This window comes from Pseudomonas putida, from assembly GCA_041071465.1.
GTDB lineage: Bacteria > Pseudomonadota > Gammaproteobacteria > Pseudomonadales > Pseudomonadaceae > Aquipseudomonas > Aquipseudomonas putida_P.
The window spans coordinates 5,950,582-5,976,119 of the sequence record CP163498.1 but is presented as its reverse complement, the minus strand read 5'-3'; the positions used below and the strand labels follow the sequence as shown (position 1 = coordinate 5,976,119).

At 65.7% G+C, this 25,538-nt stretch carries 16 protein-coding genes and 2 pseudogenes; 8 read left to right on the top strand and 10 right to left on the bottom strand.

Annotation, left to right across the window (positions count from 1 at the left end; all coding sequences use genetic code 11):
- Window positions 1-17: 17 nt before the first annotated feature.
- From AB5975_27355 to AB5975_27340, 4 genes are all read right to left on the bottom strand, one after another.
- Window positions 18-1,166, bottom strand: coding sequence for an LLM class flavin-dependent oxidoreductase (locus tag AB5975_27355; GenBank protein XDR20121.1), 1,149 nt, complete (start codon window positions 1,164-1,166; stop codon window positions 18-20).
- Window positions 1,167-1,466: 300 nt separating this feature from the next.
- Complete coding sequence (locus tag AB5975_27350) at window positions 1,467-3,314, bottom strand: ABC transporter ATP-binding protein (protein XDR20120.1); 1,848 nt, start codon at window positions 3,312-3,314, stop codon at window positions 1,467-1,469.
- Window positions 3,307-5,082, bottom strand: a complete 1,776-nt coding sequence (locus AB5975_27345) for an ABC transporter ATP-binding protein (GenBank protein ID XDR20119.1) — start codon at window positions 5,080-5,082, stop codon at window positions 3,307-3,309. The genes AB5975_27350 and AB5975_27345 overlap by 8 nt, the downstream gene beginning before the upstream one ends.
- A 91-nt stretch (window positions 5,083-5,173) precedes the next feature.
- Complete coding sequence (locus AB5975_27340; protein ID XDR20118.1) at window positions 5,174-6,406, bottom strand: acyl-CoA dehydrogenase family protein; 1,233 nt, start codon at window positions 6,404-6,406, stop codon at window positions 5,174-5,176.
- A gap of 290 nt (window positions 6,407-6,696) precedes the next feature.
- Here AB5975_27340 and AB5975_27335 point away from each other — a divergent pair, with 290 nt between their 5' ends.
- The 7 genes from AB5975_27335 (at window position 6,697) to AB5975_27305 (ending at window position 15,024) form a co-directional block, all read left to right on the top strand.
- Window positions 6,697-7,758 carry an ABC transporter substrate-binding protein gene (locus tag AB5975_27335; GenBank protein XDR20117.1) on the top strand — a complete coding sequence of 354 codons (1,062 nt, stop codon included), beginning with the start codon at window positions 6,697-6,699 and terminating at the stop codon, window positions 7,756-7,758.
- Window positions 7,759-7,776: 18 nt separating this feature from the next.
- A complete protein-coding gene (locus AB5975_27330) occupies window positions 7,777-8,508 on the top strand; it encodes a class II aldolase/adducin family protein (protein ID XDR20116.1) in 732 nt (243 codons plus the stop codon).
- 73 nt (window positions 8,509-8,581) lie between these two features.
- Window positions 8,582-9,769: an LLM class flavin-dependent oxidoreductase gene (locus AB5975_27325; GenBank protein XDR20115.1), complete on the top strand. Its 1,188-nt coding sequence runs from the start codon at window positions 8,582-8,584 to the stop codon at window positions 9,767-9,769.
- A 10-nt stretch (window positions 9,770-9,779) separates the two neighbouring features.
- Window positions 9,780-11,354, top strand: a complete 1,575-nt coding sequence (locus tag AB5975_27320; protein XDR20114.1) for an ABC transporter substrate-binding protein — start codon at window positions 9,780-9,782, stop codon at window positions 11,352-11,354.
- Window positions 11,347-12,423 carry an ABC transporter permease gene (locus AB5975_27315; protein ID XDR20113.1) on the top strand — a complete coding sequence of 359 codons (1,077 nt, stop codon included), beginning with the start codon at window positions 11,347-11,349 and terminating at the stop codon, window positions 12,421-12,423. The genes AB5975_27320 and AB5975_27315 overlap by 8 nt, the downstream gene beginning before the upstream one ends.
- A complete protein-coding gene (locus AB5975_27310) occupies window positions 12,416-13,243 on the top strand; it encodes an ABC transporter permease (GenBank protein ID XDR20112.1) in 828 nt (275 codons plus the stop codon). The genes AB5975_27315 and AB5975_27310 overlap by 8 nt, the downstream gene beginning before the upstream one ends.
- Window positions 13,240-15,024, top strand: coding sequence for a dipeptide ABC transporter ATP-binding protein (locus AB5975_27305; GenBank protein XDR20111.1), 1,785 nt, complete (start codon window positions 13,240-13,242; stop codon window positions 15,022-15,024). The genes AB5975_27310 and AB5975_27305 overlap by 4 nt, the downstream gene beginning before the upstream one ends.
- 132 nt (window positions 15,025-15,156) lie before the next feature.
- Here AB5975_27305 and AB5975_27300 read toward each other — a convergent pair whose 3' ends face one another.
- The 6 genes and pseudogenes from AB5975_27300 to AB5975_27275 form a co-directional block, all read right to left on the bottom strand.
- Window positions 15,157-16,245, bottom strand: coding sequence for an LLM class flavin-dependent oxidoreductase (locus AB5975_27300; GenBank protein ID XDR20110.1), 1,089 nt, complete (start codon window positions 16,243-16,245; stop codon window positions 15,157-15,159).
- Between the two features lie 27 nt (window positions 16,246-16,272).
- Window positions 16,273-18,850, bottom strand: a pseudogene (locus AB5975_27295) (TonB-dependent receptor).
- Between the two features lie 227 nt (window positions 18,851-19,077).
- Complete coding sequence (locus AB5975_27290) at window positions 19,078-20,631, bottom strand: ABC transporter substrate-binding protein (GenBank protein ID XDR20109.1); 1,554 nt, start codon at window positions 20,629-20,631, stop codon at window positions 19,078-19,080.
- Between the two features lie 4 nt (window positions 20,632-20,635).
- Complete coding sequence (locus AB5975_27285) at window positions 20,636-21,835, bottom strand: LLM class flavin-dependent oxidoreductase (GenBank protein ID XDR20108.1); 1,200 nt, start codon at window positions 21,833-21,835, stop codon at window positions 20,636-20,638.
- Between the two features lie 12 nt (window positions 21,836-21,847).
- The gene (locus tag AB5975_27280) at window positions 21,848-23,071 is read right to left on the bottom strand and encodes a lipase family protein (protein XDR20107.1); all 1,224 of its coding nucleotides are present in this window, start codon (window positions 23,069-23,071) and stop codon (window positions 21,848-21,850) included.
- Between the two features lie 11 nt (window positions 23,072-23,082).
- On the bottom strand, window positions 23,083-24,156 hold the full coding sequence (locus tag AB5975_27275; protein ID XDR20106.1) for an ABC transporter substrate-binding protein: 1,074 nt from the start codon (window positions 24,154-24,156) through the stop codon (window positions 23,083-23,085).
- A 294-nt stretch (window positions 24,157-24,450) separates the two neighbouring features.
- Between AB5975_27275 and AB5975_27270 the strand changes: the two are divergent.
- Window positions 24,451-25,508, top strand: a pseudogene (locus AB5975_27270) (sigma-54 interaction domain-containing protein).
- The last annotated feature ends 30 nt before the right edge of the window (window positions 25,509-25,538 follow it).

Genomic DNA, 25,538 nt, shown 5'->3' with positions numbered 1-25,538 from the left:
TCGGGCTCCGGTCGGGGTCAGGCGCTGGCCTGCAAAAGGGTAGGGGTGGCCTGTTGCACCAGCGGCAGCACTTCCTGGCCGATGCGCAGGGCTTCTTCCAGGTGCGGGTTGGCGGCGAGGATGAAGGTGCTGAAACCGGCATCGCGGTATTCGGCCAGGCGCTCGGCGATGTTCTGGTGGCTGCCCACCAGGCCCACGGTTGGGCCAGGCTTGGCCTTGGCGAAGCCGGCCCACAGGTTGCGTGCCAGGATTAGTTCGTCGAAACCCTGCAAGCCCTGGTGATACGCGGCCTGGCGCGCGCCGCCGACCGAGTCGGAGCCGGTGATGAAGTTTTTCGCCGTGCTGCTGGCCTTGCCTTCCAGGCGCTCGAACTGCTGGCGCAGCTCGCGCCAGGCCTGCTCTTCGGTTTCGCGGGCGAACAGGTCGACGCGCAGGCCGAAGCGCACCGTGCGACCCTGTTTGTCGGCCAGCTCGCGTACCCGTTCGATATGCGGCTTGAGCTTGTCGATCGGTTCAGCCCAGTTCAGGTACACGTCGGCATGGCGCGCGGCCACGTTCAACGCGGCATCGGAAAAGCCGGAGAAGTACACGCCTGGTTTGCGTTCGTGTTGCAGGCCTGGCGGCAGGCTGCCGTTTTCCAGGCGGTAGATGTCGCCATCGTAGGAGAACGAGTCTTGCGTCCACAGGCCTTGGATCACGTCGAGAAATTCGCCCGTGCGCTTGTAGCGCAGGTCGTGTTCGAGGAAGTCGCCATTGGCGCGTTGGCTGGCCGGGTTGCCGCCGGTGATGATGTTCCAGTCCAGCCGCCCTCCGCTGAGGTTTTGCAGAATGGCCGCCTGCTGGGCGGCATAGGCGGGCAGGGTCCAGGTGGCCTGAAAGGCGATCAAAAAGCGGATACGGCGGGTTTCGCGGGCCAGCGCGGCGGCGGCAATCCACGGCTCCGGGCCGGTGGGCAGCAGCGCCCCCTCGAAGCCGGCCAGCTCGGCGGCCTTGGCCACCTGGGCGATGTAGTCGATGTAGGTAAAGCAGTCGGCCTGGCCATCGGGCAGGCGACCGGGGGCGATGTTGCCGGGGCGGTGTACAGGGTTGCCACGGTTGTGGCGGTCGGTGGACAGCTGCGGGCCGTCGGTGCCCAAGGGCAGGCGCCAGAAGAATTCGGTGGTCATGGGGGCTCCTGAAGGGGGAGAGTGTGCGGATGGAGAGGGTGGTGCAACGGCTGTGCCATGCGTGGCGCATGGCCTGTGGGGCGGGGGATTGAGGCGCTAGCGGGGAGAGGGGTGCTGCTGTGGCAGCAGTGCGCCAGCAATGGATGCTGGGGTAGCAGCACGAGTGCAAATCAACCTGTAGGAGCGGCCTTGTGTCGCGATTGGGCGCGCAGCGGCCCCAGATCTCCAGCTTTGCCGCGAAGATTGCCGGGGCCGCTTTGCGGCCCATCGCGACACAAGGCCGCTCCTACAGGGATAGCGTTAATGCGCAGCTTCGGTTGCAACCTCCCCGGCGCTGCGCAGATAGGCTTCGTACAGCGCTGCATAAGCACCGCTACGCCCGATCAGATCGGCATGCGCCCCTTGCTCCACCACCCGCCCATGCTTCACCACGGCAATCCGGTCGGCATCGCGGATGGTCGCCAGGCGATGGGCGATGATGATTGCGGTACGCCCTTGGCACAGTCGACGCAGGGCGCGCTGGATACGCCGCTCGGTGTGCACGTCCACCGCCGAGGTGGCTTCGTCGAGCACCAGCACCGCCGGGTCGGCCAAGTACGCCCGCACCAGGCACACCAACTGCCGCTGGCCATGGCTCAGGTGCGCGCCCAGTGGGCCGACTTCGGTGTGGTAGCGCTGCGGCAGGCGTTCCAGCACTTCGTCGGCACCCAGCTCGCGGGCGGCGGCCACCAACTGCGCGTCGTCGGCGTCGGGCGCGGCCAGGCGCAGGTTGTCGAGGATGCTGCCACTGAACAGCACGTTGTCCTGCAACACCACGCCCACGTTGCGCCGCAGATCGTGCTGGGCCAGTGCGCGCAGGTCGATGCCATCGAGCCTGATGGCGCCTTGCTGCACTTCGTAGAAGCGTGTCAGCAGCTGCACCAGCGTGCTCTTGCCATGCCCGGAGGGGCCGACGATGGCCAGCACCTCACCGGCGCGGATATGCAGGTCGAGCCCATCGATCACAGGCCGGGGGCTGTTGGGTGCGTAAGCAAAACCGACGCTGTCGAAGTCCACCTGGCCGCGCGCACGGGCCAGCGCCTGCTGTACCGGAGGGTCGAGCACCTGCGGGCGGGTGTCGAGCAGCAGGAAGATGCGCTGGGCCGAGGCACTGCCGGTGGCATAGCGCTCGAACAGGTCCGACAGCTCCTGCAATGGCCCAAGGAACAGGAACACGTAGAACAGGCTTTCGGCCACCTGGCCCACACTCACCTTGCCCTCGGCCAGGCCATGGGCGCCGACCAGCAGCAGTACCGCCATGCCGGTGGTGCTCAGCAATGCGGTGAACGGGGCGAACCAGCCGGCGCGCAGGCTGCCGCGAATCAGCGCTTGGTTGAAGTCCTCCAGCAGGCGCCGGTAACGCGCCTGGTTGCGCTGCTCTTGCCCGCACTGCTGGATCAGCCGCACCCCGCTGACGCTTTCTACCAGGTGCGCGGTGAAGCGGCTGCGTTGTTCGGCCACCTTGGCCCAGTTGCGTTGCGACACGCGCTTGAAACGCCAGGTGGCCACGGCCAGCAGCGGCACTGTGGCGGCCAGGCTGTAGAAGAAACTGGGCTCGATGCGCCACAGCATCACCGCCGCCAGGCCGCAGCGCAGCAAGGCACCCAGCAGCTCCGGCGGACCTTGCACCAGCAGCGGCTCCAGCGCATCCACGTCACGGTCGGCGCGGGAAATGATGCGCCCGGCGCGGGTCTGGTCGAAATAGCTCACCGACAGCGCCTGCACATGGGCAAACACCTTCACCCGCAGCGCGTTCAGCACGCCGATGGCAGCGCGTCCGGCAACGAACTGCGACACCCCGGCCAGCAGAAAACGCCCCAGCCAGCTCGCCGCCAGCCCCAGGCCCAACCACAGCACCAGGCGCTCATCCAGCAGCCAGTGGTCGGCGCTGGGCACCAGGCCATTGTCCAGCAGTTCGCGCACGAACCACGGGCGCAGGAACACGGTGAACACCAGCAGCAGTTCGATGCCGATCACTGCCAGGATCTGCCCGCGAACAGGCCGTAGCAGCGGCAGCAGGCGGTGGAACATGCCACGGTCCAGCGCCTGCCGGGCCAGGCGTTGCTCGGTGTCGATATCGCTGGCAGGGGTGTGCTGCACATCAGTCATGGTCGATCCCCAGCAGGTCGCGGTAATGGGCGTTGTGCGTGCTCAGTTCGGCATGGCTACCGGAGGCACCGATGCGGCCGTTTTCCAGCATCAGCACGCGGTCGGCCAGCAGCAGGGTGGACAGGCGGCTGGTGATCAGCAGCAAGGTCGGGCCTTGGCCACTTGTGCTGTGCAGGCGGCGGATGTTGTGCAGTACCTGGCGTTCGCCCAGTGCATCCAAGGCGCTGGTGGCGTCGTCCAGGCAGAGGATATCGGGTGCCCCAAGCAGCGCGCGGGCCAGGCACAGGCGTTGGCGCTGGCCGCCGGACAGGGTCACGCCACGGTCGCCCAGCGGGGTGTCCAGGCCGTGTGGCAGGCGCTCCAGCACATCCTCGGCGGCGGCCAGGCGCAAGGCTTCACGCAACTGCGCGTCGCTGGCCTGCGGTGCGGCCATGCGCAAGTTGGCGGCCAGGCTGTCAGAGAACAGAAAGCTCTCCTGCGGCAGTACCTGCACGCGGCGGCGCAGGTCGGCCAGGTCGAGGTCGCGCAGGTCATGCCAACCGGTACTGTCACTACCGACCTGCACGCTACCGCTTTGCACATCGGCCAGGCGTGGCAGCAGGCTGGCCAGCAGGCTTTTGCCGGTGCCGGTGGCGCCGACCAGCGCCACCACTTCGCCGGGTCGCAGGGTCAGCGAGCAGTCGTGCAGGATGTGCCGGCCCGCTTCTGCAGCACTGACGTGTACCTGGTTGAGCTTCAGCCCCAACGGCCCGGCGGGCAGGGCGGCATGGCCGCCAATGATGGCCGGGCGCTCGTCCAGCAACTGCCAGATGCGTTCGGCGCTGGCGCGGGCATCGGCAAACGTCTGCATCACCCGGCCAATGCCTTCGATACGGAACACCAGCGTGGTCGCCACCAGCAGCGAGGTGACCAGCTCGCCGATGCCCAGCGCGCCGGCTGCCACGCGCTGGGCACCATAGACCAGGATCCACACATGCCCCAGCGCCACCACCGCCTGCGGCAGCGGAATGCGCGAGCTGGCGTAGGCGAGGGCGGTGCGAGCATGGCCGGTGAACACCTCGACCTGGCTGGCAAAACGGGCGATGCGCTGCTTTTCCAGGCCGAAGGCCTTGATTACCCGCACCCCACCAATGCCTTCGGCCAGGTCCTGGCTGACTTGGTCGTAGGCGGCGCCCACGGCACGGTCGAGGGTGACCAGGCGGTCGGTCTGTACCACGAACAGCCACAGCCCGGCACCGGTCAGCAACAAGGGCACCAGGCCCAACAGCGGGTCGTACCAGCTCAACAGGCCAACGGCGGCGATCACCACCAGCGGCGTTTCGATGATCTGCCGCCAGAAGGTGATCAGCGCGTCGCGCACCTTGTCGGCATCGCGGGTGGTGCGGGTAACCAGTTCACCCATGCCGTGGCGCCAGTGGTAGCCCAGGTGCAGGTACTGCACCTGGCTGAGGATGCGCTCACGCAGGCGCGTGAGCAGGGCTTGGCTGAGTACCAGTGACAACACGGCGGCGGCGTATTGCAACAGGCCGCGCCCCAGGGCAATGGCCAGCAGCAGCCACAGCCAGTGCCAGGCTATGCTGGCGTCCAGGCTGCCATCGGCCAGGCGCTGTACGGCGCGGCCGCTGCTGACATCGTCGACCGCGTGGCCGATCAGCCACTGTTGCCAGGCCAAGCCGAGGTTGCCGGCAATGTACAAGGCTGTGACCAAGGCGAAGCGCCAAGGCATTTCGCGATAGATGGCCAAGGCCCGAAGAAGAGGGTGGTTCATGTAAATGCTCGATCAGAATGCGACGCCGCCCCTTGTAGGAGCGGCCTTGTGTCGCGATAGGGGCGCAAAGCGCCCCCGCCCAAACCCCATTTCAGCGGCGTGTAGCGCCCTGGTTCTCCTTGGCATTGAGCACAGCCGTGTACTCCCCGGGATCCGCCCCGTTCAGGTAGTAGTTGCCGACGTTGTGCAGGCGCCAGCGGATCGGGTCGTGGGTGGTGTGCACCCGGGCATTGCGCCAGAAGCGGTCGAGGTTCCACTTGCTGAGCGAAGCGCTGGCCCCCAGCAGCGAGAACAGGTCGCTGGAAATTTTCAGCGACGCCGCATCGGAATGCGCACGGGCGGTAGCCACCGACAAGATCAGCTCATCCTGCAACGCCTTGTTCTGCGGATCGCGCTCGTGTTCGTCGAACACCCGCGCCGCTTCGCGCAGCACCGACTCGGCGCCGCGTAGCGCCACGGCATACTCGCCGACCTGGCGAATCACATGCGGCTCGTCACTGGCGCGCTCGACGCCGCTTTCCACCCAGGCGCGGGCATGTTCGCGCAGGTACTCGACCGCCGCCTGCAATGCGCCTGCGGCGATGCCGGTGTCGATGGCCGCGTGGAGGATCTGCGGGAAGGTCAGACCGGTGCGTTTCATCGGCCCGCTGCGGCGGGTCAGGTAGCGTTCGTCGAGCACGATATCGTCGAACTTCACCGTGCCGCTCACCGAGTTTTGCTGCCCGAAGGCCTGCCAGTCATCGACCAGGGTCAAGCCGGGGGTGTCGCGGTGCAGCAGCACACCGACGCCGCCGTCTTCGCTGGCGGCAGTCAGCGAGATCCACTCGGCCAGGTAGGAGCCGGTGGAGTAGAACTTGCTGCCGTTGAGTACCCACTGGCCGTCGGCGCGGCGCTCGACGCGGGTCTTGAGGGCGAACTTGTTCTTGCCGCCGATTTCGGCCAGGGCATTGCCGAAGCGCTTGCCAGCCAGCACGTCGGCAATCAGCCGGTCGCGTACTTCATCCGGGTAGCCGGTGAAGATGCCGCGCAGCATCACGTTGTGAATCTGCAGCAGTTGGCCGACGCCGCCGTCGGCGGTGGAAACCAGGCGCACGGTTTCGACCACGGTCTGCACCGAGGCACCCAGGCCGCCGAATTCGGCCGGCACGGCGATGGCGGTCAGGCCGCTGCTGGATAACAGCTCGGCTTGGCGGTGGGGGAGCTGGCCGTTGTTGCGCGGGTCGGCGGCCAGCTCGGCGATTTGTGCAGCAACCTGGCGGGCGGCTTCGATGGCTTGAGCTTCGCTGGTGAGGCGGCGGGCGGGGGAGGGTTCTATGGCGCTCATGAAGAGGTCTCGGGTAGGTCTGAAGGGGCCAGTGCGCCTTGGCGCGGTCCCAAGCCCTTGAGCAATATCTTTGCCACCCCCTCTTCAAGCCCCATCCTGCGCGGTCTCTACAACTTTTTGCTGCCCCAGCAGCAGCCGCCTTGCTGATCTGGCAGCACCCCACCCGCAATCTTGCTCCCAATCCAGCACCATGCGCCCTGTCACAACAGCCAACCCCACGTAAATCAAGGCTTCTAGCGGTTGGCACGCACACTGCAATGGTGCTTGCACGACGCCCAAGGAGCCTCCCCATGACCCTCGCAACCCCCACCGCAAAACGCCTGGCGGACGACCCGTCCGCCCTGGAGCGCATCTGGTTCACCCGCTGCCCCGTGCCTACCGCCTCTGGCATCGCCTACAAGCTCGGCTGGCTGGAACAAGAGTTCGCCCCCGACGGCCTGCCGGTCTCGACCTTGCAGGAGGCCCGCCAGCTGGGCCATCACCATTACGATCACCAGCTGCCTGGGCTGCTGCGCGAAGGCGGCAACGTACCGGCGTTGGCGGCGCGCGCTGCAGGCTCGCCCAGCCGGCTGATCGGCCTGACCTGGATCGAGGAATGGCAAACCATTCTGGTCCGCCCAGACTCCGGTATTCGCAGCGCCGCCGACCTGCGCGGCAAACGCCTGGCCCTGCCGGCCTGGGGCGACAGCCGCCCCGGCAGCATCGCTCGGGCCATGAGCCTGCACGGCTACAAAGGCGCCCTGGCTTCGGCTGGCCTGCACCTGGATGACGTGCAGTTGGTGGAAGTGGCTCTGCTTGACCAGGCCGACGCCGCCACCCCGCAGTTGGGCCTGCAACGGCTGTGGTCGGGGCTGGAGTACCTGGCGCGCGGTGACGTCGATGCGGTGTACGTGAAGGGCGCGGCAGCGGCTGATGCGGCACGCCGGTTGGGCCTGGTGGTCGGCGTCGACCTCGACCTGCTGCCCGACCCACGCCACCGCATCAACAACGGTACACCGCGCCCGATCACCGTGCACCAGCGCCTGCTCGACAACCATTTTGACCTGGTGGTGCGCTTCCTTGCTCAGACCTTGCGTGCTGCCGAATGGGCAGCCGGCAACCGTGCCGCGCTCAATCGCATCCTCGAAGAAGAAACCCGCGCTGGCAGCCAAGGCGTGGCTGACGCCTACCGTGGCGATTTCCACACCACCCTGGCGCCAGACCTGTCCGAGCAGCGCCTGGCCTTCCTTGGCACACAAAAAGATTTCCTCTACCTGCACGGCTTCCTCGAAGCCGACTTCGCCATCGCCGACTGGGTCGACCCGCGGCCCCTGCAAGCTGCCCATGAACTGCTGGCCCAGCGCCGCGCCTGACCTGACCGGAGATTGAACATGACCGTACTGATCAACGAACGCCCCATCACTGCCGAACTGCAAACCTTCATCGACCAGGTGGTGGCCGAAGCGCAAGCGGCCTTCAGCGTCTTTCGCGAAACCAACACCATCACAGCCAATGGCACGGTCGGCTTTATCGAGCGGGTGCCCGGTGAAGAACTGCTGGTAGCGGTCAACTACGGCGGCCCGTGGAACCACCACAAGCCACTGCAGGCCACGGTGACCGACTTTTCCGGCAACGTCATCGTCGGCAAGGGCAAAGGTGGCCTGGGCCGTTACACCAAGCTGTTCCAGACCCACGCCGACATCACCACCGTGTCACACGTGCACAGCCCGTACCTCGGCGCCTGGGCCCAGACCCACCGTACCTTGCCGTTCCACTATGTGCCGGTGCAGCGCTACCAACTGGCCCGCGAGCTGCCGGTGTACATCGACCGGCGCCAGGCCGAGGTGGACTTCATTCTCGACAAGATCGTCGAGAACCCGTTCAACCTGGCGATCCTGGAAGCCAACGGCGGCGCCACGGTGTGGGGCAAGCAGGGGTTGCGGGCCACGGCGGAGTTCATCCTGTTGCTGGAGGAGGGCGCGCAGATTCAGCTGTTGGCGGACGCCTTGGGTGGGTCGCGGCCTTATGGGCCGGGGGTGCTGACCCAGCAGTGGAAGATGAGCGGGTTGTATGAGCGCGCTACCGAGCTGGGCTTGGTGCCTGGCATCGATCGACGTAGCTGAGCAGATCGCTGGGGGCGCTGCGCGCCCCTGTCGCGACACAAGGCCGCTCTTACCTGAAACAAGGACTCACCCCATGGCAGTAAAGATCCTCTGGTACCTCACCACCCCCGACGGCCCCTATCCCTGGGAGCCCGAAGGCCGCTGGCACACCGATTTCGAGCACCTCAAGCAGTTGGCCATCGCCGCTGACCGCCTGGGCTACTATGGCTCGCTGCTCGGCTCCAGCCCCAACGAAAGCCTGGCTGTGTCGGCAGCGCTGATCGACGCCACCCAGCGCCTGCGCTTCCTGGTCGCCCAGCACCCCGGCGAGCTGTCGCCAGCAGTGTTGGCCAAATGGGCACTCACCTTCGACCAGTTTTCCAACGGCCGTCTGCTGTTCAACGTGGTCAACGGCAACGACGCTGGCCTGGCCACCTTGGGCGTGCATTATCCGCACGATGAGCGCTACGACTTCAGTCTGGAGTATTGGCGCGCCTTCCAACGTTTCTACGCCGGAGACACCGCGGGTTACGACGGCCGTTACGTCAAGCTTTCACCCCGTTCGCCAGCTGCCGCCCATCACCCGCTGGGCGGCTGGCACCCACCGAAGCAAACGCCTGGCATCCCGCTGTGGGGCGCTGGTACGTCGGCGCCGGGCGTGGCCCATTCGGTGCAACTGCTCGATGTCTACCTGAGCTTCGCCGACACCCCGCAAAAGCTCGGCGACAAGTTTCGCCGGGTGGCGGCCGAGGCGGCGAAGATCGGCCGTGAGCTGACCTACGGCACCCGCCTGCAGGTGATCGTGCGCGAGACCGAAGAAGAAGCCTGGGCCCACGCCGAGCGCCTGTTGCAGCGCACCTCGCTGGCCACCGCGCGTGCTGCCATCGAGCGCCAGCTGCCGCCGGGGCAAACCTTCGACAGCTACGTCAGCGACGACCCGCGCATTCAGCGCAACCTCGACAGCATCCGCGCCGGGCGCCTGCCCACGGCCCGCGAACTGGAGATCTACCCCAATGTCTGGCTAGGCCCCAGCCTGTTTGGCTTCAACATCCTCGGCCCGGCTGCCGGCACCTACCTGGTTGGCAGCGCCGAGCAGGTCGCCGAGCGCATTCGTGAGTACGAGGCCCAGGGCACGTCGGCATTCATCCTCTCGGGTTTCCCGCTGATCGATGAAGCGCACCGGGTGGCTGACCTGCTGTTCCCGCTGCTGGACCTGGACCATGGCTTCGAGGTGCCGCGCCTGGCTGCGGCCGGCAAGCCGCCCGTGGCACAACCGGCGTAAGGAGAGGGTGATGAGCGAGCTGTTTTCGCGCCGGGTGTTTCTCGGCAACAGCCTGGCCGTTGGCGGCAGCCTGCTGCTTGGCGGCGGGTTGCTCAGCGGCTGCGACAGCGGCGCCCCAGCAACCGCCAGCGCGGTGCCGACGGGCACGCCGGTGCGTGGCGGGCGACTGCGGGTGGGCATTATCGACGGTGACCAGGCCGGTAACCTCGATGCGCACAAACCGGTGGGTGGCGGCATCATCCGCGGCTGGGCGTTGTACGCCAAGTGCTGGGAATGGAATGCTGATGTCAGCACGCGCCTGGCACTGGCCGAGTTCGCCGAGCCGAACGCCGATGCCAGTGCCTGGACCATCCGGCTGAAGCCTGGGCTGGAATTTCACCACGGCAAAAGTATCACCGCCGATGACATGCTGTTCTCGATCCTGCGCCTGACCGACCCGCAACTGGCCTCGCCATTTGCCGGGCTGGTCGGCGCCATCGATCGGCAGGCTTTGCGCAAGCTGGACGCGCGCACCCTCGAAATTCGCTTCAAGCAGGGGCAAAGCTTCTACCCCCTGGACGAAACCTTGATCAGCTTCGGCGGCATCGTGCCCACTGACTACCACCCGGTGACCAACCCGGTCGGTGCCGGCCCGTACCGGCTGAAAAGCTTCATCCCCGGCCAGCGCTCGCTCTACACCCGCTTCGAAAACTACTACAAGCCCAACCGTCCCTATGCGGATGAGCTGGAAATCATCGAATTCAAGGACCAGGTCTCGCGGGCCGCAGCGCTGCGTGCCGGGCAGATCGACGTGGCCAGTGGTGTGCAGGCCGAGCACAGTGCGTTGCTCAAGGCCGACCCACGGCTGCGGCTGTATGCCTCGCCGACCACCTCGTTCACCGGCTTCAACCTGAACATGGCCAAGGCGCCGTTTCAGGATGTGCGGGTGCGCCAGGCGTTCCGCCTGCTGGCCGACCGCCAGGAGTTGGTGGCGCGTGGCCTGAATGGTTTTGGGCGGGTGGCCAATGACCTGTATTCGCCCCATGACCCCACCTTCAACCATGCCATCGCCCAGCGCCCCTACGACCTGGACCAGGCCCGTTCGCTGCTGCGTCAGGCCGGGCAGAGCGATTTGCGTGTCGAACTGACAACCACGCCGGGGGCCGGTGTCAACGCCGCGCTGGTGTTCGCTCAGCAGGCTTTGAAAGCCGGGGTGCAGGTGAAGGTCAATCAGGTGGATGGGTCCGTCTTCAATGGCCCGCAGCGTGAGCAATGGCAGCTGTCGCCGGGCTCGACTCCGGCGCGCGGCTTTCTCGCCTCGGCGTTGCACAACGATGCACCGCAGGCCATCTACAACCGCAGCAATTTCCACGACCCGCGCTTTACCAACCTGTTCCAGCAAGCCCTGGCCCAGCCTGACTTGGCATTGCGCAAGGCCTTGGTGCATGAAGCCCAAACCATCCAGCACGAACGTGGTGGGTTGCTGGTCTGGGGCTTTTCCGACGTGCTCGATGCCGCGTCGGCCAAGGTGGGCGGGCTCACCCCGGAACAGACCACCTTCGCCTCCTGGCGTTTTGACGAACTCTGGTTGAACCCCAATGCCTGATACACGACACACGCCCCGCACACCGGCATGGCTGGCCTGGTTCATCGGCCGACTGGGCTATGGCCTGCTCACCGCGTGGGTGATCACCCTGGTGGTGTTCGTCGCCACCCAGGCGCTGCCCTCGGACCCGGCGCGGGTGATTCTTGGCCCGGATGCGCCGCTGGACAGTATCCTCACCCTGCAACGCCAACTGGGCCTCGACCAGCCGATCCTGGTGCAATACCTGCGCTGGCTGGGCGCCGCATTGGGCGGCGATCTGGGCATTTCGCTGGACTCCCAGGTACCCGTGGCGCAGCTGCTGTTTGGCCGGTTGGGCCATACCCTGGCCTTGTTGGCCGGGGTGCTGGCGCTGGTGGTGCCGATGGCGCTGCTGCTGGGCGTGAGCCTGGCCCTGCGCCGCGATAGCCGGCTGGACCGCTGGGGGTTGTCGGCGTTGATTCTGCTCAAGGCCACGCCGGGCTTTTTGCTGGCCATCGGCCTGGTGCTGGTGTTTTCCATGCCGGGCATGGGCTGGCTGCCGGCGGTGTCGATCCTTGACCCGCAGTTGCCGTTGTGGCGGCAATGGCAATCGTTGGTGCTGCCGGTAGTGGCCCTGAGCTTGTCGGCACTGCCGTACCTGACGCGCATGGTGCGTGCCTCGATGATCGAGGCGCTGGAGTCCGAGTACGTGATCGCCGCCCGTCTGCGCGGCATCCCCGAGCGGCGCATCGTCTGGCGGCACACGTTGCCCAATGCCCTGACCCCGGCGATCCAGGGCGTGGCGCTGACCCTGCGCACGCTGGTCGGCGGCGCCCTGCTGGCAGAGGTGATCTTCAGTTACCCAGGTATAGGTACGGCGTTGAACGCAGCGATCCAGATGCGCGACCTGCCGATGATCCAGGGCGTGGTGCTGGTCATCACCCTGGCGGTGGTGCTGATCAACCTGCTGGCTGATCTGTTGACCGTATTGCTTACCCCCAAGCTGCGTACCGCGCGCCGGGTGCGGATGATCCGCCGTATCCGCCGCGGTATCCGCCCGTGGTGGCGACGCGCGCGCAGCACCCCTGCCCAGGAGGCGACCCATGACTGAATCCCGTTGGCTGGCCGACCCGCAGGTACGGCGTGGCGCCGTGATCACCTTGTTGGTGGCGCTGTTGGCCGCGTTCGGCCCCTGGCTGGCGCCGCATGCTCCCACGGCGATGGTGGGGCCGGTGTACGGCCCGCCGGCCGCCGGAGCGCCGCTGGGGCATGATTTTCTTGGCCATGACCTGTTATCGAGGCTGCTCAGTGGCGGGTTATCGGTACTGTGGATGTCGGTTGCCGCAGCCACCTTGGCATTGCTGGTCGGTGGCAGCCTGGGCTTGCTGGCCGGGTTCTCGCGCCGGCGCCTGGACCAGGCGATCAGTTGGGCGGCGGATGTGTCGCTGGCGTTTCCCGACCTGATCCTGGTGCTGCTGATCGTGTCCATGCTCGGCAGGGCGCCGTGGCTGATCGTGTTGACCGTAGCCATTGCCTTCACCCCAGGCGTCATCCGCCTGGCGCGCGGCAGCGCGGTGGCGGTAGCCGGGCAGGAGTTTGTCGAGGCTGCGCAGATGATGGGTTACCCGCGTTGGCGCATCCTCTTTCAGGAAATCCTGCCGAATATTCTTACGCCCCTGCTGGTGCACTTCGGCAACATGCTGACCTGGGCGGTGGGCATGCTGTCGGGCTTGAGTTTTCTGGGCTACGGGGTGGCACCGCCTGCTGCCGACTGGGGGCTGATGATCAATGAAAACCAGGCCGGCTTGCTGGTGCAGCCGTGGGCCGTGCTGGCTCCGGCGTTACTGATCGGCGTGTTTGCCTATGGCACCAATATCCTCGCCGAGGGCATTGGCCGGGTCAGCGCACGGGTCGGGGAGAAACAGTCATGAATGCGCCTTTGAAGGTCGACAGCGACGTGTTGCAAGTCAGCGAGCTGCGGGTGGAACTGGCTGGGCAGGTCGAGGTGTTGGCCGAGGTTTCCTTCAGCCTGGCGGCAGGGGAGATTGTCGGCCTGGTCGGCGAGTCCGGCTCAGGCAAGACCACCTTGGCCACGGCATTGTTGCAGCATGCCCGGCAGGGCGCGCGCATTGTTGGCGGGCAGGTGGTGGTGGCAGGGCAGTCGGTGCTGGCACTCGAAGGCGAAGCCTTGCGCCTGGCCCGTGGCGGGCTGGTCGGCTACGTGGCCCAGGACCCAGCCACGGCGCTGAACCCGGCGTTGCGCCTGGGGGCCTTGCTGCGTGAAACGCTGCTGGCGCACCAGCCCAAGCTGTCGCGCGACGCTGTGCGTCAGCGCATCGGCGAAACCCTGGTGGAGGTGGGCCTGCCCGATGACGACGCCTTCCTGCGGCGCTTCCCGCACCAACTGTCTGGCGGGCAGCAACAGCGGGTGATGCTGGCGCTGGCGTTCGTCCTGCGGCCCCGGTTGATCGTGCTCGACGAGCCTACTACCGCACTGGACGTCACCACCCAGGCCCATGTGTTGCAGACCCTCAAGCGCCTGTGCCGTGAACACGGTGTGGCGGCGCTTTACGTCACCCACGACCTGGCCGTGGTGCGTGAGCTGGTGGACCGGGTCATGGTGATGTACGCCGGGCGGCTGGTGGAGGTGGCCGGGCGCGAGGCGCTGTTCTGCAACCCTGCGCACCCTTACACCCGTGCCTTGCTCGCGGCTATCCCCGACGTTGCCCGGCGTCAGCCGCTGCAGGCGATTGCCGGGCATGCGCCGGCACCCGGGCAGCGCCCGCATGGCTGTGCGTTTGCGCCGCGCTGCGACCGGCATCGGGCCGAGTGTTCGGTGATCGAACCGTCGTTGCTGACGCTCGACGGCAAGCATCAGGTCGCCTGCCTGGTGCCGCACCAAGAACCGCTGCCCCTTGCGGGGGCGGCTGTCGAGGTTGAATCGGTGCCGAACGAAGCCGTGTTGCTAGAGGTTCGGGAGCTGGATGTCGCTTACGATCGCCAGGTGCTGTTCGATGTTTCATTGCGTGTGGGGCAAGGGGAGTGCCTGGCGCTGGTGGGCGAATCGGGTTCGGGCAAGACCAGCCTGGCCAGGGCCATTGCCGGGCTGGGCGAGAACGTTCAGGGGCAAATGCGTTACGCCGGCGAGCCTTTGGCGTTTGCCGCACGCGAGCGTGATGCCCGTTTGCGTCACCAGATTCAGTATGTGTTCCAGAACCCTTATCGGGCCTTGAACCCAAGGCAGACGGTCGGGCAAACGCTCAGCGCGCCGTTGGCGCACTTTTTCGGTGTGCGTGGTGGTGAGGCGCGGCGTCGGGTCGAGGCGGTGTTGGAACGGGTGTCGTTGCCGGCTCGGGTGGCGGATTTGTACCCGCATAGCTTGTCTGGTGGTGAACGGCAACGTGTGGCGATTGCCCGAGCGTTGATCTGCGAGCCAAGGCTGCTGGTTTGTGACGAGATTACCTCGGCGCTGGATGTGTCGGTGCAGGCGTCGATTCTGGCCTTGCTACAGCGTTTGCAGGGGGAGGGGCTGACCTTGTTGTTCGTCACCCATGACCTTGGGGTGGTGCGGGCGATTGCCGACCGGGTGCTGGTGTTGCGACAGGGGCGGGTGGTGGAGCAGGGGAGTGCCGAGCAGGTGCTTGGGAGGCCGGTTGATGCGTATACCCGGACGCTGGTGGAGCATTCGCCTCGGTTGCGTGTTGGCTTCTAGGTTCATGGCTTGGGGTGTTTGGTGCCTGTGAGATCGAGCGCCGCGCGGGCGGCGCTCGATCTCACAGGTGCTGCATACCCCAAGCCATGAACCCAGAAGCCGACACGCAACCCCAACCCATACACCCCATCCTCACCCCACAAACTGCGCCTGCCGCCGCCGCACTTCCTCGCGCACCGCCGGAATCACCCAGCGCCCGTAATCCACCGTGTCATACAGCGGGTCATAACCGCGGTTGAGAAAAGTGGTCACCCCTAGGTCGACATAATCGAGCAACGCCTGGGCCACCGTTTCCGGCGTGCCCACCAGCGCAGTGGTATCGCCATAGGCACCCACTGCGGTCGCCGTCGGCATCCACAACGCCCGATCATGCCGGTCGGCGCGGGCGGCGGCAGCGAGCAGGCGCTCGGAACCGGTGCCTTTGATACGCTTCTGCCACGGGCTGTCTGCCGCAAACTGCGGGTTGGCTTTGATCTGCGCGAGGATCTGTTCGGCGCGCTGCCAGGCCTGTTCTTCGGTGGCAGCCAAAATCAGCCGCACCGACAGACTAATCCTGGGTGCGGCTACGCCTGCGGCGGCCGCGGCCGCCTTGAGTTTGCCGATCTGCTCGGCAACACCGCTCAGCGGCTCACCCCACAGGGCATACAAATCCGCATGCTTGACGGCGATCTGGTAGGCGATATCGGACGAGCCACCGAAGGAAATCGGGATATGCGGCTGCTGCAACGGTTTGACCGGTGAAAAAGCACCTTTGATGTTGAAGTAGCGGCCCTCGAAGTCGAACGGTTCCTCGGCGGTCCAGGTGCGGCGGACAATCTCGAGGTACTCGTCGGCACGCCGGTAGCGCTCGGTCTTGTCCAGCAGGGTGTCACCTTCTTGCGGCTCGGCGGTAATACCGGTAATTGCGTGCAAGCGGATGCGCCCGCCGCCGGTGGTATGGTCGAGGGTGGCGAATGCCCGTGCGGCCACCGTTGGCGCTGTCAGGGCCGGGCGGTGGGCGATCATGAAACCCAGGCGTTCGGTGTGCGCGGCCGCATAGGCGGCAATCTGCAGGCTGTCGGCGCTGCCTGGGCCGCTGGCGATCAGCACCCGGTCGAACCCGGCATGCTCATGGGCGCGGGCGTGGTGACGAATGAACGGCAGGTCGAAGTCCGCTGTGCGCACGCCACGGGTCTCGGACCACTGGCGGGGGAAGATCATGCCGACGAATTCAATGGACATGGCTGAGGCCTTTCAGGTTGAGGGTGATCAGAACTGGTAATCGACCTGGGCCAGCAGCGTGCGGCCCGGCATCGGTTGCAGGAAAGTGTTGGTGGAACCTGCCAGGCCACTGACGAAATTCAGCTCGTCGGTGACGTTGAGCATGCGCACCGTTACGCCCCACTGGGGCTGGCGGTAGTACACGGCAAGGTCGAGGTTGTATTCGTCCGGCACTTTCACCGTCTTGCTCAGGTTCAGGTACCAACTGCTGGTCCACCAGCCAGAAAGCTCGACGCCAAACCCCGAATCGAAGCGGTAGTCGACATAGCCGCCGGCGTTGTATTCGGGGATCTGCACGGCATCGAACTTGCCGGACGGGCGCTGGTTGAGGCTGTTGTTGTCGCCGAATACGGTGCCGTTGTCGGGGATGAACCCCGCCGAGGCAAACCCCGCTTGGCTGGTGAACTCGTTGTAGGCACTGATGCGGCTGAGGTTGAGGCCGCCGCGCAGGTGCTGGTCCTGGTAGCGCAGGGTTGCTTCCCAGCCTTTGACGATCAGCCGGGCAATGTTGTTGTTGCTGTCCGGCGACTGGTCGCGGGCTTGCCGGTAGGCCGCCAGGGTCAGGAACAGCTGGTCGGGCACTGCCTCCACCTTCAAGCCCACCTCATGCAACACGCTCAGGCTCTCGAAGGCCAGCGGGTTGAGCTGGTTGGCCCCGCTGCCACTGCCCCAGCCCAGGCCGTTGGTGAAGAAGCCGGTGTTCACCGCCAGCGAGCGATCGAAGGTGTAATACAGTGTGCTGTTGTCCGTGGGTTTGAAATAGGGGCTGACCTGCACCGAAAACAACCGGTAGTTGTTCGCGTCCTTGCGCGGGTTGCCGCCGGGCAGCACGAATGGGTTTTCGATGCGTGCGTCTATCCAGCTGCGGCTGGCGCCGACGTTCAGGCCTACACGCTCGCCCAGGCGCAGGTTGTGCTGGCTGAACAGGGTCTTGGTGGTCCAGGTGCTGTCTGCGGTGTACGGCGCCACCGATTCGGCATACAGGCCGTGCCCTGCCGGGTACATGGCGGGCAGGTTGAGCCAGCCGTAATAGCTGGAGAATTGCGGCACACCGGGTTGGCCGATCCAGGCAGCGTTGCCGCCAGCTGGGTTGCGGCCGCTCAGGCCGAGCAGGTCGCCGGGGTTCTTCAAGGTGGGGGCGAGGGTCAGGTCATACGCGTTGATGGTACTGCCGAAGCTGTTGTTGGCGGCGATTGACTCGTTGCGCTCGCGGCGGTAGATAAGCCCGGTATTGCTGTCGTCGATCAGGGTCAGGTCGCCCAACTGCCACTGGCCGCGCGCGCGGAACTCGAAGCGGTTGTCGAAGATGTCGTCCTTGCCCTGCACCTGGAACGCGCCCACGGCGTCGGTGGTGTCGGTGGAGTGTTGGTAGAAGGTGCTGTTGGCCAGGGTGATCGACGAGGTCAGGTCGCCTTCGACGCGCAGTTGCGTGGTGAAGCGCCGCGAGCGGTTTTCGTCTTGCGCGCGCTGGCCGGTCTGCGATGACAGCGAAGTCAGGCCGTTACCTGCAAGCGAGGGGTCGTCAGACCCAACCACGCAGGCTGCCGGGGTTGGCCTGGGTGTTGGGCGAGGCGCCCTGGAAACTGCCGTTGACCACCGCGTACTGGCCCTGGGCATTGCGCTGGCGTTGTACCCAACCGAGGACTTGGGCATCGGCGGCGCCAGAGGACAGCACCGGCGACCACAAGGTATTGCCATTCTGAATGATCGGCGTGGCGCGGCCGGCGTAGTACTTGCCGTGGTCGACCAGGCCCTGGCTGGCGCGGTTCCAGCCGTGGGTGATGTTGTAGTCGTAGTAGTCGTCGTAGGCGGCGTTCCAGTCCACCCGCAGGTTGTCATTGCGCCAGGCGAGGGCGCCGTAGAAAGCGTCGAAGTTGTTCTCGACGTTGTCGTAGAAGTCTTCCTGACGCTGGCGGGTAATGCTTACCCGGTAGGCCAGGTTGTCGCTCAGCGGGCCGGTGTTGTCGATGCTGAACTTGGTGGCATCGCGGGACTCGCCATCGGGGATCCAGCTGCCGATCTCACCGCTGAGCTTGGTACGAAAGCGGTTGAAATCGGGCTTCTTGCTCAGGTAATTGACGTAGCCGCCACTGCCGCTGACCGAGCCGTAGGTGACCGACGATGGGCCGGCGACGATGTCGGCGCCTTCGTAGGCGTTGAAATTGGCCGGGTGACGTACACCGTAGGCGCGCTGGCCGTCCTGGAACACCTCGGTGTTCTGCCCGCGCATCTGCGGGGCGATACCGGCGTTCTGGCCACCGCCGCGGGTGATGCCGGGGGCGTATTTGACCAGGTCGTCGGAGCTGCGGATCGGGTCGTTGGCCAGTTGTTCGGCGTTGATCTGGGTGACTGAGCGCGGGGTGTCCAGCACCTTGGCTTCCAGGCCGCCATAGATCGAAGCGGGCGGACGGGTGGGCAGGGCGTCGTCGTCGGTTTGTTCGGCCTGCACGGTGACGGTTTGCAGTTGGGTGTCTTCGGCGAAGGCCATGGGTGTGCTGGTGGCCAGGATGGCCAGCGCCAGGGCGCTAGGCTGGAATTTTGGGTGCAGCAAGGTAACGCGGGGCATTGGCTGGGCCTCGTTCAAGAGTAGGAATGTGGGAGAAACGAGGGCGCAGCCGCGCCTGCGGTTGGTATTGGGTACACGCGGTCCCTGTACGAGCGGCCTTGTGTCGCGATAGGGCCGCAAAGCGGCCCCGGCAATCTATGTATCGACGCTGAAATCCTGGGGCCGCCTTGCGGCCCTATCGCGACACAAGGCCGCTCCTACAAAAGGCAGACCGCGTAGTAACAGGGTCAGGTTTTCAGCCACAGGCTCTCGAACCGCCAGGTACTGAACAGCGACTGCTCTGCCTGCGCGCCACCCACGCGGGTGCTGACACTGTCGAGCAGGTCGGCAAAGCCCCAGATCAACATGCCGCCGCGTTCGTATTGAATGCGTTGCGCCTGGTGCACCAGGTTCTTGCGCTTCTCCAGGTCTGGCTGGGCCATGGCGGCGAGAAAGGCCTGACTGAATTCGGGGTCGTTGAAGTGGGTCTTGTTGGCCACGGCGAATGGCGCATCGGTGTGAATCGCGCTGGCCAGGAACGGCGCACCGATGCTGCCACCGGTACTCAAGGTCCAGTCATCGCGCTGCGGCCCTTGGAAGGTGGCCAGGTCGACCTGGCGCACATTGAGGGTCACACCGATACGCCGGGCCTGCTCGGCCAGCACCAGGGCCGAAGCCAGCCCTGGCCCTGGCGTGGTCACCAACTCCACCTGCAACTGTTCATGGCCGGCTTCGCGCAGCAACTGGGCTGCGCGCTGCGGGTCATGAGGGCGTGGGCCGATGCTGTGGTCGAAGGTGGGGTCGAACGGTGCATACAGGTCGTTGGCCACCCGGCCTTGGCCATTGAGCGCACGGCGCACCAGCTCGTCACGGTCGGCCAGCAGGCGGAATGCCTCGCGCACGCGCGGGTCGTCGAACGGCGCCTTGGCGGTGTTCATGTCGAACGACAGCCAGTTGCCGCTCACCGACTTCAGCAGGCGCAGCCGTGGGTCGGCTTGCAGCACCTGCAGGTGTTCGGTGGACATGACGTTGGCCATGTCGATCTGCCCGGCCCGCAATGCCGCCAGGCGGCCGGTCTGGTCCTTGAAGTCGATGATCTCCAGTTCATCGGCATAAGGCTTGCCGGGTTTGTAGTAGTTGTCGAAGCGGGTGAACAGTGAGCGCTGACCTGGGGTGAAGCTTTTCAGTTTGTAAGGCCCGGCGCCGACCGGGTTGGTGACTGGGTGGTAGTCCACCGGCACGATGCCGCCGAAGTTGACCCAGGTCTCCGGCAGCGGCAGGTAGCTGCGCCCTTCGCGAAAGCCCAGGCGTACGGTACGGTCGTCCAGCTTGACCAGGTTGTCGCGGTCCACCCAGTGCAGCAGCGCCGCGTAGGGCGAGGCCAGCTGCGGGTCGGTGAGGCGGCGGATGGAGAAGATCAGGTCGTCGGCGTCGATGGTCTTGCCGTGGTGGAACTCCAGCCCCGGCTTCAGGCGCAAGGTCCAGCTGCTGGCATCGGCATTGGGCTCGGCGAACTCGGCCAGGGCCAGGCGCGGCTGCATCTGCTCGTCCCATTCCCACAGCTTGCTGTACAGGGCAAAGCCACGCACGATGCCGCTGCCGATGGGCTTGTGGGCGTCGAGGTTGCCGCTCTGGTTGCCGTCGATGATGCCCAGGCGCAGGCGCCCGCCATGGCGTGGCTGGTCGGCCACGGCATGGGTTGGGCCGTCGGCGGGGCCGCAGCCGGCCAGCAACCCGCCGGCCAGCACGCCGGCGTGGCCAAGGAAACTGCGCCGGCTCAGTGGGTAACCGTCCCTGGCCATGGCGTCAGGCTCCGTTGCTGGCGTGCAGTTGCACGGGTTCGGCTACAGGGCGGGCAAGGGCTGCGCGCTGGTCACGAAAGTGCGGCAGGATGTGCTCGCCGATGCGGTAGGCTTCTTCCAGGTGCGGGTAGCCGGCCAGGAAGAACAGATCGATGCCTATGCCGTGGTACTCGCGGATGCGCGCCACTACGTTGGCGTAGCTGCCTACCAGCGCGCAGCCGGGCGGGATGCCGATGTAGCCGAAGCCGGTCCACACATTGGGGTGGATGAAGAAGTCGTCGAAGGCCTGTTGCTCGTCCTTGTCGTTGTAGTCGTGCTCATAGCTCAGTTTGCGTGCCGTGCGCAGGCCCGCATGGGCAGCGCGAGCCTTGACCGTGCCCTTGGCCACGCCTTCGTCGAAGAAGCGCTTGGCCTCGGCCAGTGCCGCCTCTTCGGTATCGCGAGCGATCACGTCGATGGACAGGCCAAAGCGAATATCGGTGCGGCCCCACTTCAGCGCGCGGGCGCGGATATCGGCGATCAGCGCGGCAATCTCGTCCGGGTGCTCGGCGCGCATCAGGTAGAAGTCGGCGTGCTTGGCCGCGAATTCGCGCGCTGCCACCGACGAACCTGCCGTGCAGATCAGCGGCAGCTCGGCTTTTTTCAGCGGGCCGCGCAGGCCACCGCCCTCGGCGCGGTAGTAGGTGCCTTGGTAGTGGAACTGCTCGTTGTGCCAATAGCCGCGCACCACGTCCATGAACTCGGTGGCGCGGGCGTAGCGCTGGTCATGGTCTTCGAAGTCACCGACCTGGCGCTGGATGGCATCCGAACCGCCATTGATGATGTTCCATACCAGGCGATTGCCAGTGGCGCGTTGGTAGGTCGCGGCCTGCTGTACGGCCACCCATGGGGTGTAGTGATAGGGCTGGAAGGCGGTGACGAATTTCAGCGTGCGGGTTTCACGGGCCAGCAGCGAGCACACCGTCCACGGCTCTTCGCCGGTGGGGGCATTGACCATCAGCGCGCCGCCAAAACCGTTTATTTCAGCGGCGCGGGCGATTTGGCCGAGGTAGTCGATGTAGGTGAAGTGATCACCCACGGCAAACCCCGACACTGCACCGGTGCTGGGCCCGCCCGCATGCCAGTCGCCGCGGTTGCGCGGGTCGCCGGGAAGGAACTGGGTTTCGCCATGCAGGGGCAGGCGGGTGAAGAATTCGATGCTCATGGGCTGGCCTCCTTACTGGACGCTTGGGCTGCAATTAGGGGTGACCGGTTGGCCGCTGATGACCTGGCGGGCGAAGGGGATGGAGTCCTTCAACGAGGCATTCACCGTTTCACTGTGGCCCAGGCCTTTGTACAGGTGGCCCTGCACCACCGAGCCTGCCTTGCAGGCGTCCTGCATCAGCGCTACCTGGGTGGCGGCGGCGGGGGTCTTGTCCTCGGCGCCGGTGCCGATGAAGATCGGCTGGGCCAGCTTCAAGGTCGGGTACGACACCTGCGCCAGCCAGGGCTTGAGCTTGTCGCCCTGGTAGTCCTTCTTGGCATTGGCCGGGGTCAGGCCGGTGCCGACCACGTCGCTGACCAGTGCTGACAGGCAACTGGTGCGCGCCTGCTCGAACAGTGGCAGGGCCTTGTCGGTGTAGAAGTCGCGCGGGTCGATGCTCGGGTCATACTGCTGCGCGGCAAGCAGCGTGTAGAAGCCGTAGGCCAGGGCCGGGTCGACCTTGTTCTGGTCCTGTTCGCCGACATTTTTCGAACCCACGGTGTAGATCACCCCTGTGCCGATACTGCCCTTGACGCCCAGCTTGGGCGCAGAGGTTGCCGCATAGGCCCCGGCGGCAAAGGCCCCGGCCCCCCCTTGCGACTGGCCAATGATCAACACCTTGTCGGCCAGCCCCGGTACGCCGGCGACCACGGCCTTGGCCGCATCGAGAATGCCGTAAGCGGCCATGCGGTTGTTCAGCAATGGGTGGCCGCCCGGTACACCCAGGCCCTGGTAGTCGGTGGCGACGATGGCATAGCCTTCATCCAGCCAGCGGTTGAGGTATTGCACGTCGCGGTAGCTGCGCCCGGCCCAGGACGGCGCGCAGATATCCGCCACGCCAACGGTGCCATGGCCCCAGCTGGCGACCGGCCAACCGCCCGCGGGTGCCTTGCCTTTGGGGATGAACAGCGCACCAGAAACCACGATTGGCGTCTTGCCGTCGATACCGTCCAGCGAGGTGTACAGGATGCGTTGTGCGCTGGCCGCATTGGGCAGGCTCAGCGCCTGCTCGAGCGGTTCGCTGCGCAGCAGTTTGCCGGGCGTGGCGGGGATGGCCTTGGTCCAGGTGTAGAAGGCCGACACGCGGCCATCGCCCTGTTGCGGGTCAGGTTTTGGCGCGTAGGTTTCGGCGGCCATGGCGCCGATGGACAGGGCCAGGGCGCTGAGGCCGAAGACGAGCGAAGCAGGCAGTTTCATGGGAAAGGCTCTCAAGGTTGTTGGCTGATCTGGGCGTCGAGGGACGGCCAGTAATGGGTCAGTTGCAAGTCGATCAAGGCCTGGCGGGTAAAGCCCGTGGCCAGGTCGCTGGTAATGTCGTAGGGCGTGCGAATCAGCCGGTTGGCCAGTGCGTACTGGCCCAGGGCGTCGTAATGGGTTTTAAGCTGCGCATCGCTTTTTGGCGCCCAGCGCGCTTGCCAGGCCACGGGGTCGTCCTGGTCGTCACGGCGTAGCACGCTTTCACTGACCCCCGCGCGCGATGACAGCGCGTAGTAGGCGTCGCGGTTCTGTTCCTGGGAAATCCACCAGGCCGCGCGCACCCAGGCGGTGGCCACCAGTTGCGTCAGGTCGGCGTGCTGCTGCACGAAGCGGTCGGTGCCCCACAGGTCCGAGACCAGCCGCCAATCATTGGCGCCTTGCTTGGTCGACCAGAGAATGCGCGCCACGCCTTTGTCTTCCAGGGCATAGGCTTCGTTGAGCAACACGGCGGCATCGACCTTGCCGGCGGAAACCGCAGCGGCGCCCACTTGCGGGTTGAGGTTGGCGATCTTGAAATCACTCAGTTTCAGGCCTTGGCTTTCGAGGAAGTTGCTGAAGGCGAACTCCCACGGGCGACCACGGTGCAGGGCCAGGCGTTTGCCCTTGAGGTCCTGGATGCTGCGCACAGTGGAATTGCTCGGCACCACCAGGTAGATGTTGTTGCCGCTACCGCCCGGCACCACCAGCTTGCCCGGCACCTGGCCAGCCCCGGCGATGACCGAAGGCAGGTCGCCACGCACGGCAAAGTCCAGGCTGTCGTTGCTGAAGCCTTCGTTGATCTGTGGCCCGGCGCCGGCATGGGGCAGGGCGGTCCATTGCAGTTTCACGCCGCGGGCGGCCAGTTGCTGTTCCAGCCAGCCTTCCTCGATCACCCGGCCGGGGATGCCGCCGAACACCGGCGCCCCGCCCTGGGTGAAGGCGACGATGGCAATGCGCACCGCCGCCGGTGGCTCGGCTGCCAGCGCAGCCAGGCTGAGGAACAGGCCGCCCAACAGAGCAAGGGCATGACGCCAGGGATTGTTCATGTGCAGCTCCAGGCAAAGGTTCTACAGGCCAGGAGCGAAATGCATGCCAGCCCTTCGAAAATTGGCTGCAGACCATGCGTGGTGGGGCTTTCAGCCAGGGTTAGGCTGCGTGCGGCGGGCCGGGCCTGCTGGCCGGCGGGCAGGCGAGTGCTGGCGGGTTGCTGCTGTGGCAGCAATGGGCTGCTGAAAAATCGAATATTTCCAATTCGAATATATAAATATTAATTAATAATTTTTTGATCTAATTTGTTTCATGCACTATTGGCCTGCGCGTCAACTGCCAGGAATGCCCCTATGTCGCTGATCACCCACCCCAATGCCCGCGAGCTGACCAAGTCGGTACGTGCCACCGTGCTCGTGTTCAAGGACCCGCGCTCCCAGGAGCTGCTCAGCCGCATCGAGCGCCTGGCGCCCAGCGAGGCCAACACCCTGATCATCGGCGAAACCGGCACCGGCAAAGAGCTGGTCGCCCGTCACATCCACCACCTAAGCCGCCGCGGGCGTGAGCCATTCGTGGCGGTTAACTGCGGTGCCTTTGCCGAAACCCTGGTGGAAAGCGAGCTGTTCGGCCACGAAAAAGGCGCGTTCACCGGCGCCACCAGCAACAAGGCCGGCTGGTTCGAAGCAGCCAACGGCGGCACGCTGTTCCTCGATGAAATTGGCGACTTGCCGCTGAACATGCAGGTGAAGTTGTTGCGGGTGCTGCAGGAGCGTGAAGTGGTGCGCCTGGGCTCACGCACGCCGATCCCGATCAACGTGCGGCTGGTGGCAGCGACCAACGTGAACCTGGCTGATGCAGTGGTGGCGGGGCATTTTCGTGAAGACCTGTTCTACCGCCTGCATGTCGCCACGATTCGCTTGCCGCCGCTGCGAGAGCGACCGGGGACATCCTGCCGCTCGCGGAATTCTTCATCGAGGAGCATTGCCGACGCCTGGGGTACGAGCGTGCCTCGTTGAGCCCGGATGCCGAACGCAAATTGCTGGCGCATAGCTGGCCGGGCAACATCCGCGAGCTGGAAAACGCCATTCACCATGCGTTGCTGGTGTGCCGGTATCAGGTGGTGGCACCGGCGGACCTGCACCTGGTCGATATGCGGCCACAGGTAGCGGCGCCGGTTGCACATGCCTACTTGCCGACAGCCAGCGCGGCACCACCTGACCTGGAAAGTGCGTTGCTGGCGTTGTTCGAGCAGAATGTGCCGAACCTGTATGAGCATATCGAGGAGACAGTGTTCAGGGCGGCGTATCGATACTGCCACGGCAACCAGTTGCAGACGGGGCGCTTGCTGAACATCAGCCGTAACATTGTGCGGGCGCGGCTGGAAAAGATTGGCGAACTGTCGAAGGCATGAGGTGCCTGTGTTGGGGCTGCCGCGCACTTC